This window comes from Kitasatospora sp. MBT66 (genome assembly GCF_000710405.2).
Classification (GTDB): Bacteria; Actinomycetota; Actinomycetes; order Streptomycetales; family Streptomycetaceae; genus Kitasatospora; species Kitasatospora purpeofusca.
The window spans coordinates 535,070-555,267 of the sequence record NZ_JAIY01000008.1; the positions used below are offsets into that span (position 1 = coordinate 535,070).

Genomic DNA, 20,198 nt, shown 5'->3' on the forward strand with positions numbered 1-20,198 from the left:
ACCCGTGGCCGCTCAGTGGCAGCCGCAGGCCGCCAGCCTGGCCACCACCCGGTCCATCGCGGCGCGGGCGGTGTCGACGGGGGCGCCGGTCCGGGTCATCAGGGCGAAGGCGAGCAGCCGCCCCTCGGCGTCCACCACGGTGCCCGCCAGGGTGTTGACGCCGCTGAGGCTGCCGGTCTTGGCGCGGACCAGACCGGCCGCGTCGGCCGCCCCGGAGCCGGCGCCGAAGCGCTTGCCGAGGGTGCCGGTGAAACCGGCGATCGGCAGGCCCGTCAGCACCGGACGCAGCGTCGGGTGCTGCGCCGAGGCGGCCAGGGCGAGCAGCTTGACCAGGACCGCCGGCGGGATCGCGTTGCCGGGGTGCAGACCGCTGCCGTCGTTGAGCACCACGCCGGTCATCGGCACGCCGAGCCGGGCGAGCTCCTGGGTGACGGCGGTGGCGGCGCCATCGAAGGCGGCCGGCTGGTGGGCCGCGATCGCGGCCTGGCGGGCGATCGCCTCGGCGAGGGTGTTGTCGGAGGTGGTCAGCATCCGCTCGACCAGCCGGGCCATGGTGGGCGAGTCCACCCGGCCGAGCACGGGGGCGTCGGCGGCGGCCGGGGCGGTGGCGGCCTTCGCCTTGCCCTGGACGGTGACGCCCTGGGCCTTGAGCAGACTGGCGAAGGACTCGGCGGCCGCGCCGGCCGGGTCGGTGACCCGGGCGGGGGCGTCGGCGAGGCTCTTCGGGTCGGTCTTGCCCTCGTCCACCATCAGCGGCGTCACCGCGGCGATGTTCTCGCCGTCGTGGTTCTTGTGCAGCAGCGGGCCGGAGTAGAGCGAGACGTCGTAGTCGAGCGCGACGGTGGTGGTGCCGGCGGCCTTGAGGGCGGCGGCGGTCTGCCGGGCCAGTGCGTCCAGCGAGGCGGGGGCGGTGTCCGGGTCGGCGGGGACGCCTGCGACCTGCACCTGGTCGGCGGGGAGCGCGGTCAGCGTCGGGTCACCACCACCCACGAGGGTGATCCCGCCCGTCGCCGCGTTCTTGACGACCCGGGTGGCCAGCCGGGTGTCCCCCGGGATCAGCGAGAGGGCCGCGACCGAGGTGGCCAGCTTGGTGGTGGAGGCGGGGGTGGCGGCGGTGTTCTCCCCCTTGCCGTAGAGGAGTTGGCCGTCGGCGGCGTCCGCGACGGCGAGGCCGACGGTGCCGAGGTTCTGGTCGGTGAGCACGGTGGCGAGCGCCTGCTGGAGGCCTTGCGCGGTGGGCAGTCCGGCACCCGGACCGGCCTCGGCGGCGGTCAGCACGGCACCGGCCGGGGCGGGGCGGGCGACGGCAGAGGGCTTGGCGGACGCGGGGGCGGAGGTGGAGGCAGATGCGGACGCGGAGGCGGGCGAGGAGGCGGGCGGGGTGGAGGCGGCGGTGGACGGCGGGGTGGTGGTGGGGCGGCCGGAGGTACTGGCCGGGCTCCCGGGCCGACCGGACTCCTCGCCGCGGTCCCCCTTGTCCCCCTTGTCGCCCCGGTCGCCCTTGTCCCCCCGGTTCTCCTTGTCGTCCCTCCGGCCGTTGCTCTCGTCCTGGTCGCCCCGGGTGCCGCCGGCCCCCGGTCCGCCCGGCGAGGCCGATCCGGACGGCGGCGCGGACGGCAGCGCGGACGCGCCTCCCGCCCCCAGTACCGTCGCGGCGACCAGCAACGACGCCCCGAACAGCCCAGCGGCCGTCCCCCCGCGCCGGCGCCCCGACACAGCCCCTGCTCGCACCGACCCGGCCCCTTTCCTGAGCACTCACTCCCGTAGGAGACACTTGGATTCTGTCAGTCCCTACCTTGGAGGAACCGTTGGAGTTCGACGTCCTTATCGAAATCCCTAAGGGCTCTCGTAACAAGTACGAGGTCGACCACGAGACCGGTCGCCTTCGGCTCGACCGGATGCTCTTCACCTCGACCCGCTACCCGGCCGACTACGGCTACGTCGAGGGCACCCTGGCGGACGACGGTGACCCGCTGGACGCCCTGGTCATCCTGGACGAGCCGACCTTCCCCGGTTGCCTGATCAAGTGCCGTGTCATCGGCATGTTCAAGATGACGGACGAGGCCGGCGGCGACGACAAGCTGCTCTGCGTCCCGGCGACGGACCCGCGCTGGGAGCACCTGCAGGACATCCACCACGTGTCGGAGTTCGACCGTCTGGAGATCCAGCACTTCTTCGAGGTCTACAAGGACCTGGAGCCCGGCAAGTCCGTCGAGGGCGCCAACTGGGTCGGCCGCGCCGAGGCCGAGGCCGAGGTCACCGCGTCGATCAAGCGCCTGGCGGAGCAGGGCGGCCACTGAGCCGTCCGCCCGTCTCGTGCGTCCGGCGGTCCGTCCGCCCGGGCGCTTCGAGGTAGGCGAGGCAGTCGAAGGCCGGGGTTCGCGGAGTGATTCCGCGGGCCCCGGCCTTCGCCGTTCCCGGGACCGGGTGAGGATGGGTTCCCGACACCCTGTCGGTATAACGCGGCCTTAGGTTAGGCTAACCAAAGCAATCGGGGACGTACTCGACCACTGGAGGCCCGCATGCCCACTCCCGAGCAGCCCGTAGTCCCGTTCTCCACCGTGCTGCGCACCGCGAGCAGCGCCGAGCACGAGGCCGCCGAACAGTCCTCGTTCATGAGCCGCCTGCTCGGCGGGCACCTCGGGATCGAGGCCTACGCCGACCTCACCGGCCAGCTCTGGTTCGTCTACCGCGCCCTGGAGGAGCGGGCCGAGGAGCTCGCGGAGCACCCGGTGGCCGGGCCGTTCGTGGACAGCACGATCCTGCGCACCGCCGCCATCGAGCGCGACCTCGCCCACCTGCGGGGGCCGGACTGGCGCGAGGGCCTCGTCCCGCTGCCGGCCACCGCCGCGTACGTCGCCCGGCTGGAGGAGCTGGCTCGCGAGTGGCCGGCCGGCTGGATAGCGCACCACTACACCCGCTACCTCGGCGACCTCTCGGGCGGTCAGATCATCCGCGGCATCGCCGAGAAGACCTGGGGCTTCGAGCGCAAGGGCGACGGCGTGCGGTTCTACGTCTTCGAGCAGGTGGAGAACCCGGCCGCGTTCAAGCGCGACTACCGGGCCAAGCTGGACGCCGCCGGACTGGCGCTGGACGAGATCGAGCTCCGCCGGGTAGTCGAGGAGTGCAAGCGCGCCTTCCAGCTGAACGGCGCGCTCTTCCAGGACCTGGACACCCGGTACCCGCTGAGCGCCTGAGCACCCGGAAGATCGAACGCCTCGAACGCCTCGGAGCAGGAAGTCGGTCCGGCCGACTTCCTGCTCCGAGGCGTTTCGTCGTGTGCTCCCGGGGCTCCGACAGGTGTGCGACGAGGGTGCTTCCTGGTACTGATGGGGCGTGCGCTTTGACAACGTCCCGATACCGCCGTCCATCGATGCCAGGCCCCGCGATGTGCGCGGCTACCCCGTTCCGGCGATCACGCCGTGGGAGGGCGACCAACCCCAGTTCGCGCTGACGGACTACGGCCGCAGCGCCGACTGCGCGCGCGGGCGGCTCTGTTCGGTCTGCAACCGGCTGATGCCCAAGGGGCCGGTGTGGCGGGTGGTCGGCGAGACCGAGAGCGCCGCGATCGCCGAGGCGCTGGCGGCCGGGCGGCCCTACCGCAACCTCACCCCGACCCTGGAGGGCCCCGGCCACCGCGCGTGCATGCTCTACGCCTCGATGGTCTGCCCGTACCTGGCCCGGCCCAACGCGCGGCGCAGGCAGTCGGCCGAGCAGCCGGACAGCCTGACCGAGCACGTGGTCCGGGGTGCGGTCCGGGGCACGACGGGCGCCGTGGTGGGCTTCGGCGACTACGAGTACGGGATCACCGACACCCGGGTGCTGTTCCGCTTCCTCGACGTGGTGGAGTTCCTGCCCCACGACAACGCGGACGAGCATCTCGCGGACCTGAGAACGGAGTTGGACCGCCTGGCCGGTGACTGACCCGGCCGGGCGGTCCAACGGTTCTCAGGCGGGCGGCACGCTGCCCGTCGGCATCAGCCGCGGTAGGCCGGCAGGCCGACCCGGCTGGTGACCACGGTGGGCTTGGCGGCGCCGCTCACCGGGAGGGTGACGATGCCCTTGGGCGTGCGGGCGGCGATGGTCCGGCCGTCCGGCGAGAAGGTCGGCTGGGTGTAGTCGGTGGTGGCCTTGGGGGTGAGGTCCTTGGCGGTCTTGTCGTGCACGCCCTGCACGAACAGGTGGTCGTGGCCCTGCACCGAGCGGACGAAGACGACGTCCTCGCCGTCGGGCGAGAGCGCGGGCTGCGAGCCCTTGGTCAGCACGTCGCTCTGCGAACGCAGGTAGTCGTCGTGGATGTAGACGGTGCCGGTGCCGGGGTTGGCGTAGACGGCGGTGCCCGCCTTGCTGCTCGCGTTCGGCCAGATGTTGCCCGTCTCCGGCAGCTCGGGACCGTCGAAGCCGCCCGAGACGGACAGGTCGGTCGGCTGGCCCTGGACAGCGTTGGCGGGAATGGTCTCCAGGCGGGAGACGCCGTTCTTCCGGGCGACGAAGACGATGTTGTTCCGGGAGAGCAGCCCGCCCTCGGCGTAGCCCGGGATCGTCTGCCAGGTGGGGTGGTTCCAGTTCTGGCCGCCGGGGTTCTTGGCCACGGTGACCCGGTTGCTGCCGTCCGCGTCGGAGATGACGAGGTTGCTCGAACCGTCGATGAAGACGGCCTTGTTGCCGTCCGGGGACCAGGAGAGGTCCCGCACGACGGTGCGGAAGTCGACCGTCTTGCCGTCGATCTGCACGTAGCGGGTGCCGTTGCTGACGGTCAGCACGTTGTGCTTCAGCCCCTTCGCACCCGCGGCACCGAGCGAGGCGGCCTGGGCGGCCGGGCTGACGGTGGCCACGAGGCCGAGCGTCAGGGCGGCGACGGCGGCGAACTTCGCGGCGCGGGACGAGGACTTGCGGAACGAAAGGGCCTTGCTCATGATCTGTTCCCCCTGGAACGACGTGATGATCCGGTGCTGCGCCAGAGCTTCGTCCGCCACCCCGGCGGACTGTCGTCCGCTTGTTCGGCCCCTCGCTGCTCTGTGCGATGAGAGAAGCCTGTCAGCCGTCCTTCGCTGATCTGTGCGCCAACCGTCACGGATGTGAAACAGCGTCACTCGAACCACACAAATGCGACGGAGCAGGAAGTCGGAGCGCCCGACTTCCTGCTCCGAGGCGTTTCATCGAGCCTGGTCGGGGGTGCCGTCCGTGGGGGTGCGGGGCCTCCGGCAGCCGTGGCAGGTGATCGGCGGCGGGGGCGGGCCGATCCTGAGGGCCGCGACGACGCCGGTGATCACGGTGGCGATGGCGAGGGCGAGGAGGGCGGCGAAGGCGGCGCCGATGAGGAAGGTGCTCATGCCGGCCCGGCTTCGCGGAGGAGGGTGAGGAGGTTGAGGAGGGTGGCGACGGAGGTGTCGCCGAAGTCGACGAGGAGGCGGCCGTCGACGGTGGCGCCGTTGACGGCGGCGGAGCCCCACAGGATGCCGAAGGGCCTGCCCCGCTCGTGGAGTTCGCGGAGGAGGGAGGTCACTTCGGGCTCGGTGTAGGTGCGGAGGTAGGGGTCGTGCGATTCGAGGGGGGTGTTCACGCGGCGGCGTCCAGCTCGAACCAGGCGACCTTGCCGGTCTTGACGGGGTCGACGCCGAAGCGGTGGGTGAGGGCGCGCACGAGGTGGAGCCCGCGCCCGGAGAGCGAGTAGAGGTCGGCGCCCCCAGAGGGTTCGGGCAGGTCCGGGCAGTCGTCGCACACCGAGACCCTGAGCACGGCGGGCCGGAGGCAGACGAGCACGGAGGGCGCCTGGCAGCCCCCGTGCTGCCAGGCGTTCACGAAGAGCTCGTGAAAAGCGAGTTCAGCGTCGTCGATGATGTCCGGCGGCCAGCCGGCGGAGGAAAGGGCGGCCCGGAGTTCGGCACGGGCGAGGGAGCAGTCGGGCGGGTTGAGGGCACGCATGACAGACCTCCGAGGGAGAGGCGGGGGGAGAAGAAAGAGAAGAGGCATCAATGGGCCGAACGGGCATAGTGCACCCAAAGCCTCACAGGCGGACACTTGCTGACGATCTATCCGATCCTTGTGAGGTAGACCATACGGCACATCGACTTAATTTTAGGTAGTTCTCTGAGAGATTCCCCCTCCCGGGGGACAGATGGCCTCGCCCTCAAGCTTCACGGCACACTGTGAGCACAGGACATCGAGAGGACGCCATGCCGGGCCGTCTGAACCCCACGCTTCGCCAGCGCCGCCTGGGTACCGAACTGCGAAGAATGCGCGAGCAGGCAGGACTCCGAGGCAGCGAACTCGCCCGCTCGCTGGGCGTAAGCGCAGCCCAGGTGACACAGATGGAGAACGGAAAGACCAGCGTCAACGCAGACCGACTGCGCACGATCGCGGCGGCATGCAAGTGCGCCAACGAGCCGCTCATCGAAGCTCTGATCGACTTCACCGTGCCACGCTCGAAGGGCTGGTGGGAGCGGTACCAGGGAAAGCTGTCGACGGGCTTCCTTGAGGTTGCGGAGATGGAAGCCCATGCCTTGAAGATCTACACCTGGGCCACCACATACGTTCCGGGCCTTCAGCAGACTGGCGCCTACGCTTCTGCAGTCTTCGGTCGCATCTCGCCCCCGCTGCCTCAGCGCGACATCGACACCAGGACGGCGTTCCGAGCTCAACGCCAGCAAGCTCTCCGATCCAGCGGAACGGCACACGTGTCCTTCATCCACGAAGCAGCTCTGAGAATGCAGTTCGGCGGCCGGAAGGTCCTTGCCGAGCAGCTCGACAGCCTGGTCAAGGACTCCGAGGCCGGGACCAGCTCAGTGAGAGTGGTCCCGTTCGACATGGACACCTTCCCCGGTGCAGGGGAGAACATCATGTTCGCCGAAGGACCGGTCCCGGAGCTCGCAACGCTTCAAATGGACACAGCCCAGGGCGTTCTGTTTTTCGACGCTCCAGCGGACCTGGCCAGCCACCGAGCAACCTTTGCTCGCCTGAGCGCTCTTGCGCTGTCCGACGACGAGTCGCGAACTTTCATTCGATCCATCAGGGGCCAACATGAGTAAGTCCATATGGCAGAAGTCCAGCTTCAGCGGCGCGTCCAATGAGTGCATCGAAGTACGGGTCTCGGATGAACTGGTCGAACTCCGGGAGTCCGACGACGGCGGCGTCATCCTCCACACCACCCCGCCCTCTTTCGCCGCCCTCCTCGGCACCATCAAGACCGGCGAACTCGACCACGCATAACCTCGGCCTCATCAACTTCCCCTTGGCGCAGGAAGTCGGCCGATCCGACTTCCTGCGCCAAGCGCTGTGGCCCTCGCTCGGATCGAGCGAGGGCCACAGCATTTAGCCCCGGTCACGAAGTGGCGACGATGAGAACGCAGCCGATGCCGCCGTCGGTCCCCTTCGCGCCGATCTGCCCGTCGGCCCGTCCTCTCTCGCCGCCTCTACCGCCGTTGCCCCCGCTTCCGCCGTTGCCGGTCCCGGCGGCGCAGCTGCTGGTGACGGCGGGCGGCAGGGAGATGCTCCCACCGGCGCTGCCGGTCCGGCTGTCGGTCACCGTGCCACCGGCGGTGCCGGTGTAGACGACGGGTGTGGCGTTCACGCCGCCGATGGTGGCTGCGCAGATCGGGTCGGCACCCGCCTGACCGCCGGTGGCCCGGGCGAAGCCGCCTGATCCACCGGCACCGCCGCCCTGGCCCGCCGGGCTGCCGGCGGTTCCGTCACCACCTGCGGGTTGGCTGGCGGAGCCGTGGCCGCCGGCCCCGCCGCCCCCGCCGGGCGCGAGTACCGCGACTCCGCCGGGGCCGGTAATGGACGCGGCCTGGCCGCCCTGGCCACCGTCGCCGGGGTGGCCTGCGGTGGTGGTGCTGTAGCCGCCTCCGCCGCGTCCGCCCGCCCCGCCGGGCGTGGTGAAGGGCACCGTGATGTCCAGGACGGTGCCCGCCTGGAGCCCGGTGAACGTGCAGGTGAGGGCTGCCGCTGCGCCACCGCCCGTGCTGCCCTGGCCGTCGGCGCCGTCGCCGTAGATGATGCTGGCGCCCTGACCGCCGCCACCGCCGCCGCCACTACCCGCGGCGCCCACGGCCGTGACGGTCAGCGTGCTGGTCCGGGCGGGGACCGTGTACTGCGCGAGGCCGGGGGCGCAGACGGAAGCGGACCCGTCGGAAGGGCAGGACAGGACGGGAGTGATCAGGACACACCCCGGCCGACCATTGCCGAATCCGAGGTCACCCAGGTCGCCCAGGCCGCCCAGGCCGAGCAGACCGCCAAGACCGCCCGGGCCGCCCGGGCCGCCCGGGCCGCCGAAGCCAGCCTCGGGGCACTGGGGTGCGAAACCGTCAGGAGAGATCGTCCCGCCGCTGCCACCTACCAATCCGGATCGCCCGGCGGTGCTGGTGGCGGCCGGACCCGTGACAGCCGTCAGCCCGTTGCCGGACGCGGTACAGGTCGGTGAGGTAGCCGGCTGGCCGCCGGTCTCCTCCGGAGAGCCGTTCGCCATGCCGCCCGCACCCCCGCCGCTGCCGCCACCGGCACTGCCGTCGACGCCACCGAGGTTGCCGAGGTCGACGACGCTGCCGGCGCCGCCTCCACCACCGGCGGCGGAGATGACCAGACCAGAAGCGGTGACGGAGGCGGCCTGGCCGCCTCCGGCAGGACTCAGGGCCTGCGAGCCCTGCAACGGTCCACCGGCTTTCCCGCCGTCGGGCACCGTCACCGCCAGCGCCGTGCCCGGTGCCAGGCCGGTGACGGTGCAGACGATCGCGGCACCGGCTCCACCCCCGGCACCGGAGAGCCCGCCGCCCCCGCCGCCACCCCCGCCGACGACAGTGAACCGGACCTGCCGCGCGTTCTCCGGCACGGTGTAGGTGAAGGAGCCGACGGTGTCGCAGACCGTCGTACCGTTCGCCACCGAACACGCGTCCGCAGCCACGGCCGCGTCAACCGCCACCGCGGCGACTGCCACAGGCGGTGGCAGAAGCGCACCCCCGCTCAGCGCCATGGCGCCCACCGACGCGAGCGCGCTCAGCAGACGGCGTCCTCGCCCCTCGCCACCGCCTTCCCCCGGAATCCGTCGTCCCAGCACGTTCTCTCGGCCTCCCATGCAGGTCGTCTCAGGTGGGAACGCGACGGATCCGAACCGTGCGCTCACGGCAAGTGTCAGCACGGACACTCTGGGTACGCAACGGCGATGGCTCCACCTGCGCCGACTTCCTGCACAAAGCGCTGTGGCCCTCGCTCGAATCGAGCGAGGGCCACAGCATTCACCAACCGAAGAATCAGGCGCTGAGGGACGCGCGGCGGCGGCGGGCCAGGGTGGTGGCTCCACCACCCATGAGCAGCAGGCCGGCGGCGGTCGCCAGCAGCGGTATCACGGGGGTGTCGGAACCGGTCGAGGCCAGCGCGCCGGAGCCGCCGATCGACGAGGTGCCGCTACCGGTGGTGGTGAGGGACGCACCACCCACCGTGCTGCCCGTGCCCGAACCGGTACCCGTGCCGGTACCGCTACCGGTCCCACCGGCCGTACCGCCGGTGGTCGTGCCCGTGCCGCCGGCCGAGCTACCGGTCGGCAGCTGGGCGTTCTTGTCGAAGGCCAGCGACACAGTCACCGGGTCGAGCGCCTCACCCGCCTTGTAGTTGGCGAAGGCCGGCACACCCTCCGCAGTCAGCTTGGCCGGGACGGCGTTGAGCGTCACCACACCGTTGACCGGGGCGAGGCTCGCCTTGGAGAGGTCCAGCTCGGCGATCCGCGCACCGGACAGCGTGCTCGTCTTCCCGTCCAGGGACTTGGCGTTGACGTCGGCGGTCAGGAACGCGCCGTCCTTGTCGATGCTCAGGCCCAGCTTGGAGAAGGTGGTGTCCAGCTGGTAGCCCCCACCCTCACTCGGGTGGCCGAGGAAGCGCACCGAGCCGGCGAAGCCCGCCGAGAGCGCGTGGGTCTTGGTGTTGTACGCACCCTTGGCACCACCGAACCGGTAGTCGGCCGCGCCGCCCGCGAACTCGACCTTGCCGTTGGCCACCGGGCTCTGCAGGTACTTGCGGAAGCTCTCCTTGACCTGCCAGTCCAGGGTGCCGTTGACGACCGCGAGTTCACCGGTGCTCGGCGCGGTGGACGGACTGCCGGTCGCGGTGGGCGACTTGGTCGCGCTCGGCGAACCGGTGGCGGTCGGCGAGGCGGTGGCGGTCGGGCTGCCCGTCGCGGTGGGCGAGGACGTGGCCGTCGGCGAAGCGGTAGCGGTCGGCGACGCCGTGGCGGTCGGCGAGGCGGTGGCCGTCGGGCTGCCGGTGGCGGTCGGCGTGGCGGTGGCCGTAGGCGTCTGGGTCGGCGTCGGCGTGGCGGTCGGGGACGGCGTGGCCGGGCTCTGCTTGAGCAGCAGCGACAGCGGGTCCACGTCCGACCCGGCCGCGTAGAAGCCGGCGAAGGCCTTGGCGCCCTCCTCGGTCAGCTTCGCCGCCGTCGGCACGCCGTTGGTGGTGTCCCGGCCGACCGTGAAGGTCACCAGCGGGACGTCGTCGCGCCGGGTGACGTCCGGCGCGCCCACGACCTCCTTGGACGCGGTGTCGGCGGTGAGCGTGCCGACCGTCCCGGCGGTGGTGATCTTCAGGTCGCTCAGACCCACGTCCAGCGCGCCGTGGTGGGCGGTGAACCGCACCCCGCCGGTGAAGGCGGAGGTCAGCGCGTGGCTGCCCATGTCGTAGCTCGCGCTCGCCAGCCCGAAGTGGAAGCTGCCGTCGGCGTTGGTGGTCGCGCCGCCGCTCAGCTCCACCGCGCCCTGGCCGACCGGCCCGGTGACGTAGCTCCGGAAGCTGGCCTTGACCCCCCAGTCCAGCGAGCCGGTGTCGTAGGTGACACTGCTCGGCGCGCCGGCGCCGAAGGCCAGGACCGGGGCGCCGAAGGCGGTCAGGCCGAGGCCGGCGGTGACGGCGGCCAGGGCGGCCATCCGGGTGCGGTTGCGGGACATGGGGGTCTCCGTTCGGTGAGCGGGGAAGTGGAAGGGGTTCAGGCCGCGTCGGCGGGGGTGGTACGACGGCGGCGGAGGACGAACAGACCTGCGGTCACGGCCACTGCGACGACGAGCAGGCCGCCGCCGACCAGGGCCGCCGTCGGGACGCCGTCCGAGTCACCGGCGTCCGCGGCGACCGGCGCCGCGGCGGGTGTGCTCGGCGGAGCGGTGGTGGCCGACGGGGTCGGCGCGACGGCCGGGACGCTGCCGAGGTCCGGCAGCGGCGGGAGCGCGGCCGCCGGGTCGAGCGCGACCGCGAAGCTCAGCGGGTCCATCGCGGTGCCAGCCGGGTAGAGGCCGCCGAAAGCCTTCCCGCCCGACTCCGTGAGCATGAGCGGGAGTTCGACGGCCTTGAGCAGGCCGCCCTCGGTGGTCAGCCCGGCCGGGTCGAAGGTGCCCAGCTCGACACCGGTGAGCTGCTGGGTGGCACCGTCCGGGGTGCGGCCGGAGACGTCGGCGCGCAGCACGCCCTTGCCCTCGGCCACGGTGACGGCGGTGCTGGAGAGGGTGAGGTCCAGGCCGTAACTGTCGCCGCTCTTCAGCCCGGTGAAGCGGACGCTGCCGGTGAAGGCGGCGGTGAGCGCGCCGGTGGCCGCGTCGTAGCTGCCCTTGGCGGGCGTCCAGCGGTAGAACGCGCCGCCGTCTGCCGCGCCGCCGGACAGCTCCCAGCGGCCCTGGGCGATGGTGCCGGTGACGTAGTCGCGGAAGGTCCGGCGCACGCCCCAGTCGAGCGCGCCGTTGGCGAACTCGGTGGCGGGCGCGGCCTGCGGAGTGGCGGCCGGGCTGGTCGGGACCGTCGGAGCGGTCGGAGCCGTCGTGCTGGGTACGGGCGCCGGGGCCGACGCGGACGGGGCCGCGGCGGTCGGCGAGGCCGGAGCCGTCGCCGTCGGTGCGGCCTGCGCCGCCGGGAGGTTGACCGAGAGGCTGACCGGGTCGAGGGCCGTCCCGGCGGTGTAGAAGCCGCCGAAGGCCTTGGCCCCCGCGTCGGTCAGGGTCGCCGGGACGTTGCTGAGGGTCAGGGTCCCGGCCGCGCCGCGCAGGTCGACACCGGCCAGCGAGAGCTCGGCCAGCTTGGCCTGGCTCGCGTTGCTGACCTGCCCGGTCTCCCGGGACTTGCTGCTGACGTCCGCGTACAGCCCGGCCGCGCCGCCCGCGGCGGCCCGGAAGGTGAGCCGGCCGATGCTCAGGTCGAGCGCGTTCGCGCCGTTCTCCTGGTGCCCGGTGAACCGGACCCCGCCCGAGAACGCGGCCGTCAGCGCGCCGTTCGCCGGGTCGTACGAGCCGGTGGCCGAGTGGAACCGGAAGCCGCTGCCCGACACCGTGGCGGCTCCCCCGGTGAGCGCCCAAGTGCCCTGGGCGATGGGGCCGGTGACGTAGGTCAGGAAGGACTGCTTGATCCCCCAGTCCAGCCGCCCGCCGGACACCTTGCCCTCGGCCGCCACCGCCTGGCCGGGGAGGACCAGAACGGTCAGCAGGGCCGCCAGGGCGGTCACCAGGGCGGCGGCCATGCGGCGGAGCCGATGGGGCAGAGGCACGCGGATCACTCCTCGGCGGGACGGGAAGGCAGGCCGGAATCGGGGTCGGCGCAGCCCAGACCCCCTTGCGAACTTTAGGTAAGGCTAACCTAATATATGAGTCAAGAGCCCCGTCGACCGCCCCCGCACCCCCACTCCCGGCGGCGTCAACTCCCATCGAAGGGAACGACCTTGAGCAGCAGTACCCCCCGAACCAGGGCCGCCCGCGGGCCCGCGATCCTGCTGCTGCTCCTCGGCCTGCTGCTCGCCCTGACCGCCTGCGGCTCGGCCTCCGGCGGCGCCGGCGCGGCCGCCGGGGCAGGCACCTCACGCGCCCCGGACACGGTCGAACCGCTGCCCGAAGCGCCGGTCCCCGCGCTCCCGGCCACCGCGACCTCGGCCGACGGCCGGGCCGTCACCGTCGCCAGCGCCGAGCGGATCATCCCGCTCAACGGCAGCCTGGCCGAGATCGTCTTCAGCCTCGGCCTCGGCCCCGAGGTCGTCGCCCGGGACGTCTCCACGACCTTCCAGCAGGCCACCGCCCTGCCCGTGATCACCCAGGCGCACGACGTCTCCGCCGAGGGCGTGCTCTCGCTGCACCCGACCGTCGTCCTCGCCGACCGCTCCACCGGCCCGGCCGAGGCGATCGCCCAGATCCGCGCGGCGGGCGTCCCCCTGCTCGTGCTCGACGACGCCAAGCGGCTGGAGGACGTCGGCCCGCGCATCGACACCGTCGCCGCCGCGCTCGGGGTCCCGGACGCCGGCAAGCAGTTGAAGGAGCGCACCGAGCAGCGGATCACCGCCGCCAGGGCCGCCCTGCCCGCCGTCGACCGCCACCCCAAGGTCGCCTTCCTCTACCTGCGCGGCAGCGCCTCGGTCTACCTGCTCGGCGGCCCGGCCTCCGGCGCCGGCTCGCTGATCACGGCGGTCGGCGGCGAGGACGCCGGCACCGCCGCCGGCCTCACCGGCGACTTCACCCCGCTCACCAGCGAGGCCCTGGTCAAGGCCGCCCCCGACGCGATCCTGGTGATGAGCAAGGGACTCGACTCCGTCGGCGGCGTCGACGGCCTGCTCAAGCTGCCCGGCGTCGCCCAGACCCCGGCCGGCCTGGACCGCCGGATCGTCTCGATCGAGGACGGCCAACTGCTCAGCTACGGCCCGCGCACCCCCCAGGTGATCAACGAGATCGCCGAACAGCTCTACCCCAAGGCCGCCAAGTGACCGCCACCGCGACCGGCGGCAGCGCCGCCACGACCGTGCGACGGCCCGGCCGGACCACCCTGCTCACCGCCGGCCTCGCCGTCGCCCTGGTGGTCTGCGCCGTGCTCGCGGCCGGCACCGGCGCCTACCGGATCCCGCTCGGCGACATCCTCGCCTCCTTCGGCCACCGGCTCGGCCTCGGCGGCCACGAACTCGACCGCGTCCCCGAGTCGGTGCTCTGGAACGTCCGGCTGCCCCGGGTCGTGCTGGCCCTGCTGGTCGGCGGCTCGCTCGGCTGCGCGGGCGCCCTGATGCAGGGCGTGTTCGGCAACCCGCTCGCCGAACCGGCCGTCATCGGCGTCTCCTCCGGCGGCGCGGTCGGCGCCGTCGGCTGCATCGTGCTCGGCCTGGATGCGCTCGGCACCTGGACGGTCACCGCCTCCGCCTTCGTCACCGGCCTGTTGACGGTCTTCGCGGTGTACGCGATGTCCCGCTCCGGCGGCCGCTCCGAAGTGGTCACCCTGATCCTCACCGGCGTCGCGGTGAACGCCTTCTGCGGCGCCCTGATCGGCCTGTTCCTGTTCACCGCCGACACCGCCGCGATCAGCCAGGTCACCTTCTGGCAGCTCGGCTCGCTCTCCCAGGCCACCTGGGGCAAGGTCCTCGGCGTGCTCCCGTTCGCGCTCGTCGGCCTCGCCGTCGCACCCCGCTACGCCCGCTCGCTGGACCTGCTGGCGCTCGGCGAACGGCCCGCCCGGCACCTCGGCGTGGACGTCGAGCGGATGCGGCTGGTGCTGATCACCGTCGTCGCCCTGCTCACCGCCGCCGCGGTCGCGGTCAGCGGCATCATCGGCTTCGTCGGCCTGGTCGTCCCGCACCTGCTGCGGATGCTCGCCGGCCCCGGCCACCGCTTCCTGCTGCCCGCCTCCGCGCTCGCCGGCGCGCTCGTCCTGGTCGCCGCCGACCTCGCCGCCCGCACCCTGGCCGAACCGGCCGAACTCCCGCTCGGCGTACTCACCGCGCTGATCGGCAGCCCGTTCTTCTTCTGGCTGCTGCGCCGCACCCGGACCAAGCAGGGAGGCTGGGCATGAGGCTCGGACTGCGCAACCGCCCCGAGGCGCCCGAACGCCCCGCGCCGGGCAGCGAACTGCTCACCGCGAAGGCCGTCCGGCTGAGCCTCGGCGGCCGCGAACTGCTGGCCGGCGCGGACGTCCGGGTCACGGCCGGCGAAGTGGTGGCCCTGCTCGGACCGAACGGCGCCGGCAAGTCCACCCTGCTCTCCGTCCTGGCCGGCGACCTCGTCCCGAGCGCGGGCGAAGTCCGCCTGGACGGCCGCCCGCTGGCCGACTACCGGCCCCTCGACCTGGCCCGGCGGCGCGCGCTGCTCCCGCAGGCGGCCGCGCTGTCCTTCCCGTTCCCGGCCGACGAGGTGGTCCGGATGGGCCGCGCCCCCTGGGCCGGCACCACCGCCGCCGAGGAGGACGAACGGGTGGTGGCCGAGGCGATGGCCATCACCGAGTCCGCCGCGTTCACCGGACGGCCGTTCACCGCCCTCTCCGGCGGCGAACGGGCCCGGGTCGCGCTGGCCCGGGTGCTCGCCCAGCGCGCTGCCCTGCTGCTGCTGGACGAACCCACCGCCGCGCTCGACCTGCGGCACCAGGAACTCGTGCTGCGGCTCGCCCGGACCCGGGCCGCCGCCGGGGACGGCGTGGTCGTCGTCCTGCACGACCTGTCGCTGGCGGCGGCCTACGCGGACCGCGTGGTGCTGCTGGCCGACGGCGCCACCGTCGCCGACGGGCCGGTGGCGGAGGTGCTGCGGGCGCCGCTGCTCAGCGAGGTGTACAGGCACCCGGTCGAGGTGCTGCCGCACCCGCGGACGGGTGTGCCGCTGGTGCTGCCCGAGCGCGGGTAGACGCGCGCCGCCCTCAGCCCTCGTCGTCCAGCCGGAAGCCGATCTTCAGGCCGACCTGGAAGTGCTGGATCCCCCCGTCCGCGAGATGGCCCCGGACCTGCGTCACCTCGAACCAGTCGAGGTTGCGCAGGGTCCGGGAGGCCCGTTCCACGCCGTTGCGGATCGCGGCGTCGATGCTCTCGGTCGAGGACCCGACGATCTCGGTCACCCGGTACACGTGCTCGCTCATGGCGGACTCCCTCAGCTGTGCGACGGCCCCCGATCCACCGTGCACCGGGCCCCGCCCGTCCGCACTCCGGCAACCGCCGGACGGAGCGGGGCCGCAGGGTCCCGGAGCGGGCGCACCCGCCCCGGGACCCACTCGCCCGCCCGCCCCGGGACCCAACCGCCCGCCCGCCCCGAGCCGAAGGGGCGCGCCGGTGCCGAAAGGGAGGCGCGAGGGAGCGACGAAGGAGCGAGGGAGCAACGACCGTCGGCACCGGACAAAAGCGCCCCGGAGGCGAGCGGGCGACTATCAGAACGCCGCGCGGACCTCGCCGACCGGGATGCCGCCGCCCAGCAGCGGCGCGGCGGCGATCCGGTCGATCGTGCCGTCCTCGGTGGTGACCCCGAGCCGGCGCAGGGCCGCGGCGAGGACCGGGCCGCGGGCCCGCTCCGCGCCGTCCTCGATCTTGAAGGCGAGCGCCCGGCCGTCCGGCAGCGCGACCACCTGGACGGCCTCGGCGCCCATCTTGGCGAGCGCGCCCGGCACCGCCCGCATCAGCCGGGTGTCGGCGCGGCGGGTGCCGGCCACGTACTCGGGGTGCGCCCGCATCGCGTCGGCGACCCGGCGCTGCGGGGTGCCGGGCTCGGCCAGCACCAGGGAGCGGTAGCCGCGGGCCAGGCCGGTCAGGCTGACGGCCAGCAGCGGCGCGCCGCAGCCGTCCACCCCGGCGTGCGCGGAGGTCTCGCCGACGGCCTCCTCCAGCGCCTCCCGGGCCAGCCGCTGGATCGGGTGCGCCGGGTCGAGGTAGCTGTCGGTGGGCCAGTCGTTGGCCACGCAGGCGGCCAGCCAGCCGGCGTGCTTGCCGGAGCAGTCCATCAGCACGGGCTCGTGGTCACCGCCCCAGCGCAGGTGGAGTTCGGCCTCCATCCCGTCCAGCGGAAGGTCGGCCGGGGTGCGCAGCGCGCTCTCGTCGAGGCCGGCGTCGGCGAGTATCCGCCGCACACCGGCGAGGTGGAACGATTCTGCGGAGTGGCTGGACGCCGCCAGCGCCAGCTGCTCGCCCTCCAGCGCCAGCCCGGCCCGCAGGGTGGCCACCGCCTGGAAGGGCTTGGCGCAGGAGCGGGGGAACACCGGGGCGTCCGGCGCGCCGAGGGCGAACTCGACCGAGCCGTCGGCGGCGAGCAGGACCAGCGAGCCGTGGTGCCGGCCCTCGACGAAGCCCGAACGGACGACCTCGGCGAGCACGGGCAGGGCAGGATTGGACATGGCGAAGAGCCTTCCGGAGGTGAGGGTGGGCCGGGGGCGAGCCGGGCCCGTCCCCACCCCGGGTGCCTCGTCCGATCAGAGCGGGCCGCCTGCGAGCAGGTCGTCGACCCGTGCTTCCCCATCACGGTACCTGCGGGTGATTTCGGCACTGCATCCGTCCGCCGTCCGCATCAGCCGCTTCCGTCGCCCGGACACCTCGCGCTCGTGCGCGCGCAGCCGTTCCAGCGCCGCCAGCAGCTCCGTCGCCGGGTGCGCGGACAGGTCGGCCAGCTGCACGTCCCCCATCAGGGTGTCCGCCTCCAGCTGGGACTGCTGCCCCCGCGGCGGCCCCAGGGTGACGTGCCGGGCCGAGCGGCGGACGGTCGGCGCCGCGTCCGTGAGGATGGCGGGCAGCCGCTCCAGCAGCGCGCCGGCCGGCTCCGCCGGGTCCGCCGGACGGGCCGCGCCGCCGTCGGGCCGGCGGTCCAGCTCGGCCAGCAGGATGTCCATCCGGCCGTGCAGCAGCCGCCGCAGGTAGGAGAGGTCCTCCTCCTGCTCCAGGGTCTCCCGGCGCAGGATCCGCAACTGGTCCAGGCCCAGCCCCCCGAGGTCCGGTTCGGAGCCGGGGTCCTCCGGCGCCCGCTCGTACCGGTCCTGTGCCGTGCCGATCGCGTCCATCAACCAACCCACCTGCCGTCGTCCCGATCCCGCCCGCTCGCGGCACCCCGTCGCCTGCCGCCGGTCCGGCCCGTCACCGCCGCGCGCGCCGTCGGCGCGTGTTCCCGTCCGGAGGCACGCCCGGACGCCCGCGATGGTTCCCTCCCCCGGCCGTGGCCACCCACCAGGGCGACACGACCAGAACGCCTGACCTACCGGCTCGACCGCCCGGCCGAACCGGGCCCGGCGCGGCGGACCTTCGGCGCCCCGGACCACGGACGTGCCCGGCCTCCCCCGCATGACGCGGCGGACGGCCGGCTCCGCCCTTGTACGGTCCCCCAGCGTGCCACCCCGCCCGCCGCCGCCGCACCGCCCGTGCACCCGAACGGCCCCCTGGCGAAGAGGGGTGGCTGATACGACCGAAGCTTTTCGCAGCAGGAGCGGCGCCAAGGAGCGCGCAGGCGCACGCTACCCGGCGCACGCCAGGCCGACAGGCGCCCCTGGGGGGCCTGCTCGCGCCCCCACCGCCTCCGGCAGAATGACCGCATGCGAGCAGTGGTGCAGCGAGTGAGCGAGGCCCGGGTGACGGTGGCCGGCGAGACCGTCGGCGCGATCGAGGGGCCGGGGCTCTGCGCCCTGGTCGGCGTCACCCACGACGACACCCCCGCCAAGGCGGCCCAGCTCGCCCGCAAGCTCTGGACCCTGCGGCTGCTGCCCGCCGACGGGGACGGCGTCGAGCGGTCCTGCTCGGACATCGCGGCGCCACTGCTGGTCATCAGCCAGTTCACGCTCTACGGCGACGCCCGCAAGGGCCGCCGCCCCACCTGGAACGCCGCCGCACCCGGCCCGGTCGCCGAGCCGCTGGTGGACGAGGTGGTCGCCCAGCTGCGCGCGCTCGGCGCCGAGGTCGAGACCGGCCGCTTCGGCGCCGACATGAAGGTGGCGCTGGTGAACGACGGCCCGTTCACCGTCCTGGTCGAGGTCTGACCCCGCTTCGGGATCCGCCGCGCCGGACCTCCGCTACTGCGGGACGATCACGTCCTGCGTGCCCGGCACCGTGCCGGCCAGCAGCACCGCGTCCACCGGCACGTTCCGCTTCACGACGGCCAGCGCGACCGGCCCGAGCTCGTGGTGGCGCGCCGAGGAGGTCACGAAGCCGAGCGAGCGCCCCTGCGGGTCCGAGGCGAGCCGCACCTCCGTCCCGTGCGGGGGCAGCACCTCCTCGGTGCCGTCCAGGTGCAGGAAGACCAGCCGGCGCGGCGGCCGCCCCAGGTTGTGCACCCGGGCCACCGTCTCCTGTCCCCGGTAGCAGCCCTTCTGCAGGTGGACGGCGGTGGTCAGCCAGTCCACCTCGTGCGGGATGGTCCGGTGGTCGGTCTCGAAGCCGAGCCGCGGCCGGTGGCCCTCGATCCGCAGCGCCTCGTAGGCCCAGACGCCGGCCGCCGGGCCGTAGCCCGAGGTCAGCGCGGCGAGTTCGGCGCGCGGCAGGAAGAGGTCCCGCCCGTAGGTCAGCTCGCGGACGGCGGCCGCGCCCTCGGCGGAGACGGTCGAGCCGGCCGGCAGGTGGACCACCGCGAAGTCGGCGGTCGCGTCGGCCACCTCGACCCGGTAGAAGAACTTCATGCTCTCCAGGTAGCCGATCAGCGCCTGCTGGGTGCCCGGCTCGACGTGCGCCCAGGTGGTGGTGCCGTCGTCGACCAGGTAGAGGGCGTGCTCGACGTGCCCGTTCGGGGAGAGCACCAGCGCCTCGGTGGCCTGCCCCGACGGCAGTGCGCTGACGTGCTGGGTGAGCAGCAGGTGCAGCCAGCTCAGCCGGTCGTCGCCGGTGACGGTGAGCACCCCGCGGTGCGAGAGGTCGACGAAGCCGGACCCCTGGGCGAGGCTCCGTTGCTCGCGGAAGATGTCGCCGTAGTGGGCGGCGACGCCCTCGTCGGCGCCCTCGGCGGGGACGGCTCCGGGCAGCGCAAGCAGCGGGCTCTTCAGACCGGTCATACCGGCAAGCTTACGACCGCTCGGCGGCGCGCTTCGCGGAGCAGTCGGCGCAGCGGCCGAAGATGGCGAAATGCTTGAGGTCGGTGTCGAAACCGTGCTGCGCACGCAGGCTGTCGATCAGCGGCTGGGCGATCTCGGTGCCGGTCTCGGTGACCTTCTCGCAGTCCCGGCAGACCAGGTGCAGATGGTGGTGGCGGCCGGCCAGGTGGTAGGTCGGGGCGCCGTGGCCGAGGTGGGCGTGCGAGACCAGGCCGAGCTCCTCCAGCAGCTCCAGGGTCCGGTAGACGGTGGAGATGTTGACGCCGCTGGCGGTCTGCCGGACGTGGCCGAGGATCTCGTCCGGGGTGGCGTGGTCGAGCGCGTCGACCGCCTCCAGCACGAGCTGGCGCTGCGGGGTGAGCCGGTAGCCGCGCTCGCGCAGGTCGGCCTTCCAGTCTCCGGAGAGCTGCCAGTCGGTGGTGCCGGTGTCCGCCACGGTCCTGTTCCCTGCCAAACGTCGGGGG

The 20,198-nt window shown here is 73.3% G+C and carries 22 protein-coding genes; 9 read left to right on the forward strand and 13 right to left on the reverse strand.

Translation table 11 applies throughout. The features are described from left to right. Nucleotides 1-12: 12 nt before the first annotated feature. The gene (gene dacB, locus BI06_RS23870; protein ID WP_051741676.1) at nt 13-1,665 is read right to left on the reverse strand and encodes a D-alanyl-D-alanine carboxypeptidase/D-alanyl-D-alanine-endopeptidase; all 1,653 of its coding nucleotides are present in this window, start codon (nt 1,663-1,665) and stop codon (nt 13-15) included. Nucleotides 1,666-1,808: 143 nt separating this feature from the next. Between dacB and BI06_RS23875 the strand changes: the two genes are divergently transcribed. From BI06_RS23875 to BI06_RS23885, 3 genes are all read left to right on the forward strand, one after another. Further along, entirely contained in the window at nt 1,809-2,300 is a 492-nt protein-coding gene (locus tag BI06_RS23875) for an inorganic diphosphatase (protein ID WP_030397564.1), read from the forward strand. Between the two features lie 222 nt (nt 2,301-2,522). Further along, nucleotides 2,523-3,197, forward strand: a complete 675-nt coding sequence (locus BI06_RS23880) for a heme oxygenase (biliverdin-producing) (protein WP_043471240.1) — start codon at nt 2,523-2,525, stop codon at nt 3,195-3,197. A 139-nt stretch (nt 3,198-3,336) separates the two neighbouring features. Continuing rightward, on the forward strand, nt 3,337-3,924 hold the full coding sequence (locus tag BI06_RS23885; RefSeq protein WP_043471243.1) for a hypothetical protein: 588 nt from the start codon (nt 3,337-3,339) through the stop codon (nt 3,922-3,924). Between the two features lie 53 nt (nt 3,925-3,977). On the opposite strand, the gene BI06_RS23890 is transcribed toward BI06_RS23885, so the two are convergent. From BI06_RS23890 to BI06_RS23900, 4 genes are all read right to left on the reverse strand, one after another. Continuing rightward, nucleotides 3,978-4,916: a PD40 domain-containing protein gene (locus BI06_RS23890; protein ID WP_149030456.1), complete on the reverse strand. Its 939-nt coding sequence runs from the start codon at nt 4,914-4,916 to the stop codon at nt 3,978-3,980. Nucleotides 4,917-5,156: 240 nt separating this feature from the next. After that, the gene (locus BI06_RS51105) at nt 5,157-5,333 is read right to left on the reverse strand and encodes a hypothetical protein (protein ID WP_158516460.1); all 177 of its coding nucleotides are present in this window, start codon (nt 5,331-5,333) and stop codon (nt 5,157-5,159) included. Continuing rightward, nucleotides 5,330-5,563, reverse strand: coding sequence for a hypothetical protein (locus BI06_RS23895; protein ID WP_043471250.1), 234 nt, complete (start codon nt 5,561-5,563; stop codon nt 5,330-5,332). The genes BI06_RS51105 and BI06_RS23895 overlap by 4 nt, the downstream gene beginning before the upstream one ends. Continuing rightward, nucleotides 5,560-5,925, reverse strand: a complete 366-nt coding sequence (locus BI06_RS23900; RefSeq protein ID WP_051741679.1) for an ATP-binding protein — start codon at nt 5,923-5,925, stop codon at nt 5,560-5,562. The genes BI06_RS23895 and BI06_RS23900 overlap by 4 nt, the downstream gene beginning before the upstream one ends. 251 nt (nt 5,926-6,176) lie before the next feature. On the opposite strand from BI06_RS23900, the gene BI06_RS23905 reads away from it, so the two are divergent. Next, nucleotides 6,177-7,028 (forward strand): helix-turn-helix transcriptional regulator, encoded by an 852-nt coding sequence (locus tag BI06_RS23905; protein WP_082558635.1) that lies wholly within the window; start codon nt 6,177-6,179, stop codon nt 7,026-7,028. After that, nucleotides 7,021-7,209 (forward strand): DUF397 domain-containing protein, encoded by a 189-nt coding sequence (locus BI06_RS23910; RefSeq protein WP_043471256.1) that lies wholly within the window; start codon nt 7,021-7,023, stop codon nt 7,207-7,209. The genes BI06_RS23905 and BI06_RS23910 overlap by 8 nt, the downstream gene beginning before the upstream one ends. A gap of 112 nt (nt 7,210-7,321) precedes the next feature. On the opposite strand, the gene BI06_RS23915 is transcribed toward BI06_RS23910, so the two are convergent. The 3 genes from BI06_RS23915 to BI06_RS23925 form a co-directional block, all read right to left on the reverse strand. Then, nucleotides 7,322-8,878, reverse strand: a complete 1,557-nt coding sequence (locus tag BI06_RS23915; RefSeq protein WP_043471259.1) for a hypothetical protein — start codon at nt 8,876-8,878, stop codon at nt 7,322-7,324. A 367-nt stretch (nt 8,879-9,245) separates the two neighbouring features. Then, entirely contained in the window at nt 9,246-10,928 is a 1,683-nt protein-coding gene (locus BI06_RS23920) for an HtaA domain-containing protein (protein ID WP_051741683.1), read from the reverse strand. Nucleotides 10,929-10,966: 38 nt separating this feature from the next. Beyond that, complete coding sequence (locus BI06_RS23925; RefSeq protein WP_233290267.1) at nt 10,967-12,505, reverse strand: HtaA domain-containing protein; 1,539 nt, start codon at nt 12,503-12,505, stop codon at nt 10,967-10,969. A 171-nt stretch (nt 12,506-12,676) separates the two neighbouring features. Here BI06_RS23925 and BI06_RS23930 point away from each other — a divergent pair, with 171 nt between their 5' ends. Genes BI06_RS23930 through BI06_RS23940 form a run of 3 tightly spaced genes read left to right on the forward strand, consistent with a single transcriptional unit; the run spans nt 12,677 to nt 15,596 of the window. Beyond that, entirely contained in the window at nt 12,677-13,705 is a 1,029-nt protein-coding gene (locus tag BI06_RS23930) for a hemin ABC transporter substrate-binding protein (protein ID WP_043471265.1), read from the forward strand. Then, on the forward strand, nt 13,702-14,775 hold the full coding sequence (locus BI06_RS23935; protein WP_043471267.1) for an iron ABC transporter permease: 1,074 nt from the start codon (nt 13,702-13,704) through the stop codon (nt 14,773-14,775). Before BI06_RS23930 ends, BI06_RS23935 begins: the two co-directional genes overlap by 4 nt. Further along, nucleotides 14,772-15,596, forward strand: coding sequence for a heme ABC transporter ATP-binding protein (locus BI06_RS23940; RefSeq protein ID WP_043471269.1), 825 nt, complete (start codon nt 14,772-14,774; stop codon nt 15,594-15,596). Before BI06_RS23935 ends, BI06_RS23940 begins: the two co-directional genes overlap by 4 nt. Nucleotides 15,597-15,609: 13 nt before the next feature. Here the strand turns inward: BI06_RS23940 and BI06_RS23945 are convergent, their stop codons facing one another. From BI06_RS23945 to BI06_RS23955, 3 genes are all read right to left on the reverse strand, one after another. After that, complete coding sequence (locus BI06_RS23945) at nt 15,610-15,825, reverse strand: dodecin (protein WP_030397551.1); 216 nt, start codon at nt 15,823-15,825, stop codon at nt 15,610-15,612. A gap of 285 nt (nt 15,826-16,110) precedes the next feature. Continuing rightward, nucleotides 16,111-17,067, reverse strand: coding sequence for an asparaginase (locus BI06_RS23950; RefSeq protein ID WP_043471272.1), 957 nt, complete (start codon nt 17,065-17,067; stop codon nt 16,111-16,113). Nucleotides 17,068-17,142: 75 nt separating this feature from the next. Next, entirely contained in the window at nt 17,143-17,724 is a 582-nt protein-coding gene (locus BI06_RS23955) for a hypothetical protein (protein ID WP_051741685.1), read from the reverse strand. 525 nt (nt 17,725-18,249) lie between these two features. On the opposite strand from BI06_RS23955, the gene dtd reads away from it, so the two are divergent. Beyond that, nucleotides 18,250-18,690, forward strand: a complete 441-nt coding sequence (gene dtd, locus BI06_RS23960) for a D-aminoacyl-tRNA deacylase (protein WP_030397548.1) — start codon at nt 18,250-18,252, stop codon at nt 18,688-18,690. 33 nt (nt 18,691-18,723) lie between these two features. On the opposite strand, the gene BI06_RS23965 is transcribed toward dtd, so the two are convergent. Then, the gene (locus BI06_RS23965; RefSeq protein WP_030397547.1) at nt 18,724-19,686 is read right to left on the reverse strand and encodes a folate-binding protein YgfZ; all 963 of its coding nucleotides are present in this window, start codon (nt 19,684-19,686) and stop codon (nt 18,724-18,726) included. 19 nt (nt 19,687-19,705) lie between these two features. Continuing rightward, nucleotides 19,706-20,170, reverse strand: coding sequence for a Fur family transcriptional regulator (locus BI06_RS23970; RefSeq protein ID WP_030397546.1), 465 nt, complete (start codon nt 20,168-20,170; stop codon nt 19,706-19,708). Nucleotides 20,171-20,198 lie beyond the last annotated feature (28 nt).